An 11,751-nucleotide genomic window follows, 5' to 3' on the forward strand; every position below is an offset into this window, starting at 1 on the left:
CCGATGACCCTTTCAAGCATCCGGTCGCCAGGACAGGCGATCACGCATCGGAGAAGACATGAGTATCGACGACGTCACGAACGCGCCGCCTGCATCGGCCGCGCCGTCGACCGCGGGCTGGCGTGCGCTGCTGTCGGGCGCGAACGGCATGCGGTCGCTGGCGCTGGCCGGCGGTGTCGCGCTGCATGCGATCAACATCTACATCGCAACGACCATCCTGCCGTCGGTCGTTCGGGATATCGGCGGGCTCGAATACTACGCGTGGAACACGACGCTGTTCATGGCTGCATCGATCGTCGGCGCGCCGCTGTCTGCCAACGTGCTCGGACGTTTCGGACCGCGCGCCGCCTACCTCATTGCGCTCGTCGTGTTTTGCGCGGGCACGCTCGCGTGCGCGAGCGCGCAGACCATGCCGTGGATGCTCGTCGGCCGTACCGCACAGGGATTCGGCGGCGGGATCCTGTTCGCGCTCAGCTACGCGTTGATCCGGGTCGTGTTCGACGCACGCCTGTGGTCGCGTGCAATGGCGATGGTGTCCGGCATGTGGGGCGTCGCGACGCTTTGCGGGCCGGCAATCGGCGGAATCTTCGCGGAGACGGGGTCCTGGCGACTCGCGTTCGTCGCATTGCTGCCCGTTGCCGCCGTGCTGGCGCTGATCGTGATCGTCAGGCTGCCCGCACACGAGGCGTCCGGCCAGCCGGCATCGCGGCTCGCGCTCGGCAGGATTCTGCTGCTTGCCGCCTCGGTGCTGGTCGTGTCCGTGGCCAGCCTGTCGACGGCGCGCGCCGCGAACATCGCGGGTGTCGCCGCGGGCCTTGCGATCGCAGCGCTGATCGTGCGCGTCGAGCGCGACGCGACGATCCGGCTGCTGCCGACGGGTGCCTACAGCATCCGCACACCGCTCGGCGCCATCTACGCGTGCATGAGCCTGCTCGTGATCGGGATCACGACGGAGGTGTTCGTTCCGTATTTCCTGCAGGTCATTCACGGCTACCCGCCGCTGATCGCCGGCTATCTGACCGCGCTGATGGCGGCAGGCTGGACGGTCGGCTCGGTCTTCAGCTCGGGGCAACGCGCGCGTACCGCGCAAGCGCTGGTGCGCGGCGGGCCGCTGGTCGTGATGCTGGCGCTCGCCGCACTCGCGTTCGTCGCCCCGCAGCAGCACCCGCCCGGAACCTGGGCCGGGGTGACCATCCTGTGCATCGCGCTCACGGCGGTGGGGGGCGGCATCGGCGTGGGTTGGCCCCACCTGCTCACACGGATTCTGACGCACGCACCGGCCGGGCAGGAAGACCTCGCTTCGACGTCGATCACGACCGTGCAGCTCTATGCGACCGCGATCGGCGCCGCGCTCGGCGGGCTCGTCGCCAATCTCGCCGGTTTCTCGACGCCCGGAGGACTCGCCGGCGCGCAGCAGGCGGCCGCATGGTTGTTCGGCCTGTTCGCGGCCGCGCCCCTGCTGGCCGCCGTCGTCGCTCGCCGCGTGCCTGTCCGGTGATGGCCGGGCCGCTCGCCTGCGCTCCCGGACGCCTTATGACTGACAACCCGACTTGACGGAATCCCTGCCATGACCTCGTTCGTTCCGCTGTACGACGGCGACCACGAAGCGCAATTCGACGACGACGTCGCCGCACATCTCGACGGTTTCGCGTTGCGTCTGCTCGCCGGCCGCGTCATCGCGATCCGCGACAATACGTTCCACGATCTTCAGAACCTGATCGCAGGGCGTGGCGCGATCACGCAAAACGGTGTGCCATTCGACCTGAGGCGCAGCAATCTGCGCACGCTGCATTACGATTTCGGCCGGCACGGTGAACTCGAACAGCGCTATGTGGAACGGAACGATGCCGCGTTGCGTGCCGCACTCGCACCGCACCCGGTCCGCCCGCGCGCCCCGATCGACGCCGTGCGGCTGTCGCCGCACGATCGCCTCGCATTCCTGCCGTTCGATCACGCCGACGAAGTGCCGAACATCGCGGCCGACGCGATCCACAACGCGGCGACGCGGCTCACGCTGTCGCACTGGCCATCGAATCGCACGCCGGCACGTTATCGGGCCAACCTTTCGACAGAAAGCGTGCTTCGCTTCGTGACGGAAGGCGCCGTCGATCCGGACGTGCACTGCGTGACGACCGATCACTTCGATCTCGACGGACTCGCGTCGATCTATGCACTCATCGCGCCTGGCCACGCGTTGCGCCATCAGGCGCTGCTGGTCGATGTCGCACGCTTCGGCGACTTCGCGCGCGGTCGCTCGGACGTCGCGCGCCGGCTCGCGTTCGCACTGGACTCGGTTGCCGCGCGGGTTTTACAGGATGTCCACGGGTTCAGCGATGACAGCGCGCGCATCGCGACGGTGTTTGACACGCTGTTGCCGACCTTGCGTGACTGGCTCGATGCGCCATCGATACCCGACGCCCTGTGGCGCGACGCCGAGCGTCACCATGCCGGCACCGAGGCCCTGCTCGATCACCCGGGTACGCACATCGAACAGCATCCCGAACTCGATCTCGCGGTATTCCGGCTGCCTGCGTCGGCCGCGCCTTGCGGGCTCGCATCGCAACGCTACTTCGGGTTGTCGCCGATCGGATTTCACAACCGGACCGCCCTGTCGACGCTCGCGCTCGTCGCGCACGACGATGTCATGATTCATCAGCGTTACGAGGGCTGGGTCGCACGCGTCTCGCAATCGCCGCGCCCCCGGCGCGACCTGTCGATCCTCGTGCGTGCGCTGCAGGCGGCCGAGCGGGGGACATCCCACTGGCAATACGATGGCGTCCAGCACATCATGCCGCGTCTTGGCCGCGCCGGCGAACATGCCGGCGTCCTGCCGGCGGAAACGGTCGTCAACGAGTTGAAGCAGTTGCTGGCGATCGCACCACCGGCGTGGTCGCCCGTGCCCGCGACAGCGCCGGACGCGCAAGCGCTGATGGATGCGTGACCGCGATGGTGCACATACCGATTCCATTTGGATTCCAGCGCATGAGCCGACGTGACGTCGGTCGCTCTCTTACCAGGTCGAATCATCCCGTTCGCATCACAGCGCCTCGATTTTCGTACGCTCAACCGTGACCGACGTCAGGCGGATCGGCCGTGGCCCTCGGCGTTTGTCTTCATCGACGCGTCACGCCGCCAGTCCCGTCGACGACAGATCCGCCGTCTCCGGATTGAACCGGGTCATGCAATTCAGATCGCGCGCGCGAATCTGTTCGGTCATGAAATCGACGAAGATTCGAATGCGCGTCGGAAGATGTTGCCGGCTCAGATAGCAGATGTAATGGCCGCGATCCTCCGGCACGTGCTTCGCCAGCGCGACGACGAGCTCGTTCGACGCGAGGTGATCGCGAATCTGGTAGCCCGCCATCTGTGCGATGCCCGATCCGTTCAGCACCGCACGCAATACCAGATCCGCGTCGTTGAACGTGAGGCGCGACGTCGGCAGGTACTTTTGCACGCGCCCGTCGACATTGAACTCCCATTCGAACAGACGCCCGCTCGCAAACCTGAAATTGATGCATGCGTGCCGGCCGAGGTCCTCGACGCGCTGCGGGAGTCCGTGCTTCGCGACATACGACGGCGCCGCGCAAAGCACCATCTGCATCGGAATCAATTGACGGGCAATGATGCTGGAATCCTCGATGCGCCCGTTGCGAAACGATACGTCGATCCGCTCCGACACCAGGTCAATCGGCCGGTCGTCGAGCAGCAGATCGATGACGATTTCCGGATACGCGTCCGCAAACTTTTCCAGCAGCGGCGCCACGATCTTCCTGCCGAATCCCACTGCCGCGCTGATGCGAATGAGGCCGCGCGGCGGCCCCTGCCGCAACTCCAGCATGTCGTTCATGGCTTCCACGATCTGGGCCACGCCCTGATGGCAGTTCTCGAAAAATCGTTGGCCCTCGCGCGTCAGTTCGGTCGTGCGCGTGGTGCGCTGAAACAGCCGCGTGCTCAGCTGCGCCTCCAGCTTCTGGACATTCCGGCTCACGGCCGGCCGCCCGACGCCGAGCCGTTCGGCAGCCCTGGTGAAGCTTCCCTCGCTCGCCACTGCAACGAATGCGAGGATGCCTGCATAGCTCGCACCGAAGCTCGCCGACAACGCATCGGCGCGACTGGCCAGATCGCGACGAACGCCGTGCTCCGATGTTTCCGACCGATTCATTTCCCGTGCCCCCAGACATGTCGCGCCCCCCGATTGCCCGTCGCCGACCTGCGCCGGCGAACTGCCGCGCGTGCCAATGCGAATCAGCTTCTCGCGAGCCACTGGTCGAGTCCGATGCGGCCGAGTCGTGCAGGCCCGAGCGGGACCAGCGATTCTTCCTCGACGCGGCCGCCGTAGTAGCGGGCGTCACCATCGATCACCACCGCGCGCGAGTCGCCGGCCGACTTCAAATAGCGTGCGACGATCTCCGCGAACGGCGCGCGATCCGGGCCGGCAATTTCGACCGTACCGTTCAGCGGCCCGTCGAGCGCGATCTGCGCGACGAGTGCCGAAACGTCCTCCGCCGCGATCGGCTGGAACAGTCCGTCGCCGATGCGGACGGTGCCGCCTTCGGTGCCGAAATCGGCGATACCGCCGATGAACTCCATGAATTGCGTGGCGCGCACGATCGTGTACGGCACGCCCGCTGCCTCGATCGCCTGCTCCTGCGCCACCTTGGCCGCGAAATAGCCGTTCTCCGGCATCCGGTCGCAGCCGACGATCGACAGCGCGACGTGATGGCGCACGCCCGCTGCCACTTCGGCCTTGCCGAGATTGCGTGCCGACGTGCGGAAGAAGTCCAGCACCGCCTGCGGCTCCCACGACGGCGCATTCGCCACGTCCACGACAACGTCCGCGCCCGTCAATACGCCGGCCAGGCCTTCGCCCGTGACGGTGTTGACGCCGGTACGCGGCGATGCAGCAAGCACCTGATGGCCGGCTTCGCCGAGCAGCGTGACGACCCGCGAGCCGATCAGGCCCGAACCACCGATGACAACGATCTTCATCGCAAAATCTCCTGACGAAAGGATTTGACTGAAACGTGCGGAGTACGTGACGGGCGCCGGATCCGATGAATCCGGCCATGACCGTCGCATCGCGTGGCGCAAGTGTGGAAGAATCATGTCCTATCCAGAAGTGCCAAGAATCGTCGATCAGACTGATCCATGCCGCGTCGGCTCCCCTTACCCACGAGACCGTGATGTCTGCGCAAACGCCCGCCCTGACCATCGAAATCGACCGGCAACGCCAGTTGCCCGTCTATCTGCAGATTTGCGAGCGGTTCAGAACAGCGATCGCCGCGGGTCATCTGCGCCCCGGCGATCGCGTGCCCGCGTTGCGCGGGCTGGCGACGCAACTGAACACGGCGCGCGGCACGGTCGAACAGGCGTACACGATCCTGGTCGACGAGGGATATCTGCAAATGCGCGGCGCGGCCGGCACGTTCGTATCGCCGTCGCTGCCGACGTCGCTGACGCGGTCGGCGCCCGCACGTGCCGACGAGCCGGCACGGCACGACCACCCGCCGCCACGGCGTCCGCAGCCGATCGCCGTCGCGATGAGCGGCGAGCCGCGCCCGTTGCAACCCGGGGTCCCGGCGCTCGACGCATTTCCGCGCAAGGTATGGCATCGGCTCGTGTCGCAGCGCGCGCGTGGCGGCGATCGCGCGCTGCTCGGCTACCCGAATCCGGCCGGCTACCGGCCGCTGCGCGAGCACATCGCCACTTATCTGACGCTGTCGCGGGGCGTCGCCTGCGCACCGGAGCAGGTGTTCATCACCAGCGGCTACCGCGCAACGCTGGAACTCGTGCTGCGCAGCCTCGCACGGCCGAACGACCGGGTGTGGTTCGAGGATCCCGGCTATCTGCTCGCACGCGGCTTTCTGTCCGAGACCGGCGTGCAGCTCGTCCCGGTGCCGGTGGACACCGACGGCATCGACGTCGCGCGCGGCATGCAACTGGACGCGCACGCACGCTTCGCGCTGGTGACACCGTCGCATCAGAGCCCGCTTGGCCATACGCTGTCGCTTGCCCGGCGCATCGCGCTGCTCGACTGGGCCGAAAAAATGTCGGGCTGGATCGTCGAGGACGACTACGACAGCGAGTTTCGCTATCTTGGCCGCCCGTTGCAGGCCCTGAAGAGCCTCGACCGGCGGGATCACGTGATCTATTGCGGTACCTTCAGCAAGGCGATGTATCCCGGCTTGCGGCTGGCCTACGCGGTCGTGCCGGAGCGCGCGGTGGAACGCGTCGAACGCGTGGCATGCAGCATGAACGCCGGCTCGCCGACGCTGTTGCAGGCTGCCCTGGCGGATTTCATCGAACAGGGGCACTTTGCCCGGCATCTGAAGCGGATGCGCACGCTGTACGGCGAGCGACGCACGCTGATCGTGCGCGCCTTGCGACAGGTGTTCGGCGAGCGGCTGATCGTCGAATTGCCGCCCGGCGGCATCCAGTTCGCGGTGCGGTTCACCGAGGGCCCGGACGGACCGGTCGACGACGTCGCCGTTGCTGCCCGCGCCCGCGAAGCGGGACTCGCGGTGTTGCCGCTGTCGATCTGGTACATGAACAGCCACACGCAGCAAACACCGCGCGGCCTCGTCATCGGGTTCGCGAACGTCGCCGATGCGGACGAAGCCCAACGTCACGCACACACGCTGCGTGCGTGCCTGGGCCGTTGACGCGCGGCACGCATCGTGCGCAAGTCCGGATTGGTGCCGAAGCGGCAACAGAGTGCGCACGTTCCCGGCACTACTGACCCGCGAGACCCGCGATTACGATGGTTGCCAGACAGGTCCTGCGATGAATCGCCATGCGCAGGCCCGGTAGTCCCGCTTCCACAGATCAGGAGAACGGATCATGACGCAACGCATCAACTACTTTCAGCAATCGCCTGAACTGACCAAGAAGCTCGTGGAACTCGACGGGTTGCTCCAGAAGACGACGATCGAGACGCCGGTCCGCGAGCTCGTCGAGATTCGGGCGTCGCAACTCAACGGTTGCGCGTTCTGCGTCGACATGCACATCAAGACGGCAAAAATCCACGGCGAGCGCGAACTGCGTCTCCATCACGTGGCGATCTGGCGCGAGTCGACGCTCTTTTCGCCGCGCGAGCGTGCCGCGCTCGAATGGACCGACACACTGACGCAACTCCCGTCGCATGGCGTGCCGGACGATCTCTACGAACGCGTGCGTGCCCACTATTCGGAGAAGGAATTGTCGGATCTCACCTTCCTCGTGGGCGCGATCAACAGCTGGAACCGGCTGAATGTCGCGTTCCGCATCGTGCCCGGCTCGTTCGACAAGATGTTCGGGCTCGACAAGGCCAACCTGGAGTGACGACATGAAACGCATCGTGCTTGTTCTCGCACCGCTGGCGCTGTCGCTGCTGATGCCAGCCCAGCCGGCAGCGGCCGCACCGCAAGCCAGGGTGACACAGCTGACCACGGAGCCGTTGCCCGAGTATCCGGGCAAGGAAGTCGAAATGATCGTGGTCGATTATCCGCCCGGCAGTGTCGACCCCGTTCATCGTCACGACGCGCACGCCTTTGTCTATGTGCTCGACGGCAGCATCGTGATGGGCCTGAACGGCGGGAAGGAGGTCACGCTCCACGCCGGCGACACGTTCCACGAAGGCCCGGAGGACGTGCATACGGTCGGGCGGAACGCCAGCAGCACGAAGCCGGCAAAGTTCGTCGTATTCCTGATCAAGCACAAGGGCGCGCCGGTCCTTACGCCCGTGAAATAGCAGGATCGTCATCGCAGCCTTCGCAGGGCGCCCGGAACGCGGGCACCTGCGTACGCTGCGGCAACGCCGGAGCCGCGTGCGTAAAACGCTCAAACGTTCTTGATCGCACTACCTTGCGTGGTGGCGTCGACGAAGTGATCCGCCGGCATCGGACGCCCGAGCAGGAAGCCCTGCAGCGAGTTGCAACCGAGTTTGGTCAGGAACTGCTGCTGCGCGGTCGTTTCAACGCCCTCCGCGACGATCTTCAGGTCGAGTGCCCGGCCGAGCGCGACGATCGCGGAAATGATCGCGGCATCTTCGGTATCGTGTTCGAGATCGCGGATAAATCCCCGGTCGATCTTGAGCTCGCTGGCCGGCAAGCGCTTGAGATAGAGCAGGCTCGAATAACCCGTTCCAAAATCGTCGATGGAAATACGCACGCCCATGTCGTGAAGCTGCTGCAGGATTCTCAAGCTGGCGTCCGCGTCGCGCATCGCGGTGGATTCGGTGATCTCCAGCGTCAGGCAGTGCGGCTCCAGCGCGTGCCGTTCCAATGTGGCCTGCACGACCCGGATCAGGCTCGCGTGACCGAATTGCAACGGTGACAGGTTGACCGCCATCGTCCAGTCGGTCCGGCCTGCATCGCACCACACGCGCATCTGCCGGCAGGCCTCGTCCAGGACCCATTCGCCGATCGGCACGATCAATCCGGTCTTTTCCGCGATCGAGATGAACTGATCGGGTGCGATGAGGCCGCGCGTCGGGTGCATCCATCGCAAGAGCGCCTCGACGCCGATGATCGGCCCGTGGGGCACGTCGAACTTCGGCTGGTAATGCAGGACCAGTTCACGCCGCTCCAGCGCCAAACGGAGTTCCTGCACGATTTTCAAGTGCTCGCGGACATTCGCGTTCATCGATGCTTCGAAGAAACAGTACGCGTTCCGGCCGAGCGCCTTCGCGTGATACATCGCGGCATCGGCGTTGGTCATCAGGTCCCGGAAATCGCTGCCGTTGCCGGGATAAAGCGCAATACCGATGCTGGCCGACACGCGCAATTCGTGCTCGGACACGCGGAACGGTTTCCGGATCACCGCCAATACCTTGTCCGCCACGTCGGCCGCGTCCGCGGGCTCGTCCACCGCCACGACCAGCACGAACTCGTCGCCACCCAGACGGGCAATCGTGTCCTGCGAGCGCAGGTTCGCGCCGATGCGCCGCGCCACGTCGACCAGCAACAGATCGCCGACATGATGGCCATAGGCGTCGTTGACCGCCTTGAATCCATCGAGATCCATGAACATCAGCGCGAAACGCCCCTTCTCGCGGTCGGTGTTCTGGATGGCTTGATCGATCCGGTCTTCGAGCAGCACGCGATTGGGGAGCTTGGTGAGGTTGTCGTGCAGCGCCAGATACGTCAATTCCTGGTTGGCTTCGGCCAGCGACGTCGCCAGTACCGCCGTGCGGGCTTCCAGACGCAGATCGAGGATGGAAACGACCAGCGCGATGGCGAGGATGGCCAACGTGGCAACGACGATGACAAGCGCCAGCCAGCCGGCATCCAGGCGGGAGCCGGCTGCCCCGCAGATGCTGCCTGGCGGGAACCGCGCGGCGGCCATCCCGGTGTAGTGCATGCCGGCAATGGCGGCCCCCATCAAGACGGCGGAGCCCAGATTGAGCAGGCGCACGCGATTCGAGTGGGTCCGCCGAATGAAGACGATCCACAACACGGCGCCCGACGCGACCACGGCAATCGCGACCGACAGGCACACGAGCAACGGATCGTACTGGATGCCCGGCGACATGCGCATGGAGGCCATGCCCGTGTAATGCATACCCGCAACGCCGGCGCCCATCAACATGGCTCCGCCGCCCAGTCGGTGCCACTTCAGCGTGTCCTGGCAGACGAGCCAGAGCGCACACGTGGAGCAGACGATGGCGATCAGCCACGAAAGCACCGTGATGGCCGGATCGTAGCCAATTGGAATCGGCAACGCGAAGGCGAGCATGCCGACGAAATGCATCGACCAGATGCCCGTACCCATCACGCAAGCTCCGCCTACCAGCCACCAGTGTGCGGCGTGCCCTCGAGCGGTTTTGATACGCCCGGCCATGTCCAGCACGGTGTAGGACGCCAGAATGGCGATCAAGAGCGAAAGAAGAACGAGCAACGCGTTATAACTTGTCGGCAGCATTGTTATTTACAGATCGCTTTCAATTCGACGGTGACGAGACCACAGGTTATCCGGTGTCTGCGCAAATTCGCATGAAGGTTGGGCACAAAAGTAAAGCGGTGCCCGAAGGAATGAACTGGTTGTGTGACCAACCAGACGATTCCAGCGACCACCGCTTGCAGGGCGGATCATAAACGCGGCCTCCCGTTCAGGGAAGGATTTACCGCTGCGGGCCGGCGAAGCGCGCAGCCGGGAAGCGATACGCCCGTGCCTGGATTGGCCCAGGCGGAGATTTTACGGGCATCGGCATGCACGCCATCGGGAGACCGTGCGTCATGCTGGCGTCGGCATCTTCGCGAAGTGGTCGTGGACGATGACGCGCGACCGGCGAAACTCGAGATGCATCGACAGCACTGCCATGCGGTGATGCCCTCCCGCCGGGAGAACACCGCCCATCGCAACGATTCCGGGCAAGGAAGCCCGGCACAAGCCGAACGCCGCGCCGTGTCCGGACGGCGAACCGGGCCCGGAAGCCATTCAGCCTGAATGGCCTGGGCACGCGCGCGGAATCTGTCGCCCAGATTCGCGCGGCTGCGTTCACGGCTTCGTCACGACTTACGTGCCGCGGATCGCCCCGACCGTCGCACGCCGCGCGCCGCTCATTCGAACCGGCATGCCGCGCGCGGCAGCGCCGCGAGCGTGTCGCTCGACCATTTCAGAAGGCCGTCGAAGTTGGCGCGGTTGTCCGCCGGACAGAAATCGGCGAGCCTCATGCCGTCCGGGCGCGTGTACTCGACATTGAACACGGCCTTGTTCAGCGCGATGAAGCTCGCGTAGCCGTCGCACTCGTGGAACCTGTTGCACTGCTCGTTGAGCGCCCAGTCGGCGACCTTCGCCATCGCGGTGGCGATCCCCGAACCGTTCTTGAGGCCCATCGACATCCCGCGATCGTGTGCGGCGGCGATCAGTGCCGTGTTGTAACGCAACTGGTCGTCGCGCGTCAGCGGAAAACCCGTTTCCTGCCGATAACTGTCGTCCAGATCCGGTTCGATGCCGTCGCAGCCCTTTTTCTTCGCCCGGTCGAGACGCGCCAGCATCAGGGGCATCAGGATCGCGGTCTGGCGGATGTCCAGCCAGCGCTCATGATCTTCGTATCCTTCGACGGGGTTGCCGAGCACGCTGTCGGGAAACTGGTTCGCATCGCTGCGGCCGTCTTCCCGGCCGCCGGTCTCCATGTAGCAGACGACGTAGATGCCCTTCGCCTTCAAGCGCTGGATCGTCGCCGCGTCGGTCTGCTCCATGTCGACGTCGAACATCTTGCGGGAATTGTTCACGCGGTCGAGCACGGTCTCGTTGATCGTGTTGCCGTCGATCTGCCATTGCCAGCTCGTGCCGGGCGCGAGCGGCTTCCAGGCCGCGGCCGGCGACACGCGCATCGTGGTCGCCGCGACGGTGGTGCCCGGTGCAGACACGTCCCCATCGCCGCCGCACGCGGCAAGCAGCAGCATCAGCGCAATTGAAGCGAGTGATCTTGCAGACATGGCGAATCCTTTGCTTTCTTGGCGGCTTGTCAGGATGCGAGGGTGCGAGGAACACGCGAGCAGCGGAATGCGGGCGATGCATCTGCCGATGCCGCGGTGGTACGGGAATGCGCGAGGCACGTCCGGATGGTAGGCGGGAACGCCGCGCCGATCTGTTCCGATTTGTCGATTTTTGTCGGCGCGGCGGCGGCCACGATCCTGCAGATCAGCTCGCACTTGAGCAGCAGTTGCCGTTCAAGGTAGGCACCCGGCCGTTCCTCCGGTTGCCGGTCGTGGAAACCGGAAACCACGGGAAACTTCGTCGTGATATGGACGGCCCCCGCGGTCTCCT

The 11,751-nt window shown here is 65.4% G+C and carries 9 protein-coding genes; 5 read left to right on the plus strand and 4 right to left on the minus strand.

Annotated features, from left to right (window positions below; genetic code table 11):
* Positions 1–58 precede the first annotated feature (58 nt).
* Together OHZ10_RS35720 and OHZ10_RS35725 are read left to right on the plus strand one after the other, a co-directional pair.
* On the plus strand, positions 59–1,498 hold the full coding sequence (locus OHZ10_RS35720) for an MFS transporter (protein WP_425394802.1): 1,440 nt from the start codon (positions 59–61) through the stop codon (positions 1,496–1,498).
* A 69-nt stretch (positions 1,499–1,567) separates the two neighbouring features.
* On the plus strand, positions 1,568–2,941 hold the full coding sequence (locus OHZ10_RS35725) for a DUF6687 family protein (RefSeq protein WP_342706024.1): 1,374 nt from the start codon (positions 1,568–1,570) through the stop codon (positions 2,939–2,941).
* Positions 2,942–3,124: 183 nt separating this feature from the next.
* Here the strand turns inward: OHZ10_RS35725 and OHZ10_RS35730 are convergent, their stop codons facing one another.
* On the minus strand, positions 3,125–4,162 hold the full coding sequence (locus tag OHZ10_RS35730; protein ID WP_342706516.1) for a LysR family transcriptional regulator: 1,038 nt from the start codon (positions 4,160–4,162) through the stop codon (positions 3,125–3,127).
* Between the two features lie 83 nt (positions 4,163–4,245).
* Positions 4,246–4,989: an SDR family oxidoreductase gene (locus tag OHZ10_RS35735; RefSeq protein WP_174993667.1), complete on the minus strand. Its 744-nt coding sequence runs from the start codon at positions 4,987–4,989 to the stop codon at positions 4,246–4,248.
* 194 nt (positions 4,990–5,183) lie between these two features.
* Between OHZ10_RS35735 and OHZ10_RS35740 the strand changes: the two genes are divergently transcribed.
* The 3 genes from OHZ10_RS35740 to OHZ10_RS35750 all read left to right on the plus strand — a co-directional run bounded on the left by OHZ10_RS35740 (position 5,184) and on the right by OHZ10_RS35750 (position 7,729).
* Entirely contained in the window at positions 5,184–6,662 is a 1,479-nt protein-coding gene (locus OHZ10_RS35740; RefSeq protein ID WP_342706025.1) for a PLP-dependent aminotransferase family protein, read from the plus strand.
* A gap of 178 nt (positions 6,663–6,840) precedes the next feature.
* Entirely contained in the window at positions 6,841–7,320 is a 480-nt protein-coding gene (locus tag OHZ10_RS35745) for a carboxymuconolactone decarboxylase family protein (protein ID WP_059242281.1), read from the plus strand.
* 4 nt (positions 7,321–7,324) lie between these two features.
* A complete protein-coding gene (locus OHZ10_RS35750; protein WP_059242283.1) occupies positions 7,325–7,729 on the plus strand; it encodes a cupin domain-containing protein in 405 nt (134 codons plus the stop codon).
* A gap of 89 nt (positions 7,730–7,818) precedes the next feature.
* Here OHZ10_RS35750 and OHZ10_RS35755 read toward each other — a convergent pair whose 3' ends face one another.
* Both OHZ10_RS35755 and OHZ10_RS35760 read right to left on the minus strand, forming a co-directional pair.
* Positions 7,819–9,900 (minus strand): bifunctional diguanylate cyclase/phosphodiesterase, encoded by a 2,082-nt coding sequence (locus OHZ10_RS35755; RefSeq protein ID WP_340626174.1) that lies wholly within the window; start codon positions 9,898–9,900, stop codon positions 7,819–7,821.
* A 638-nt stretch (positions 9,901–10,538) separates the two neighbouring features.
* A complete protein-coding gene (locus OHZ10_RS35760) occupies positions 10,539–11,636 on the minus strand; it encodes an endo alpha-1,4 polygalactosaminidase (protein ID WP_342706026.1) in 1,098 nt (365 codons plus the stop codon).
* Between the last annotated feature and the right edge of the window lie 115 nt (positions 11,637–11,751).

Origin of the sequence: Burkholderia arboris (genome assembly GCF_038723655.1) — a bacterium.
GTDB classification, from domain to species: domain Bacteria; phylum Pseudomonadota; class Gammaproteobacteria; order Burkholderiales; family Burkholderiaceae; genus Burkholderia; species Burkholderia arboris.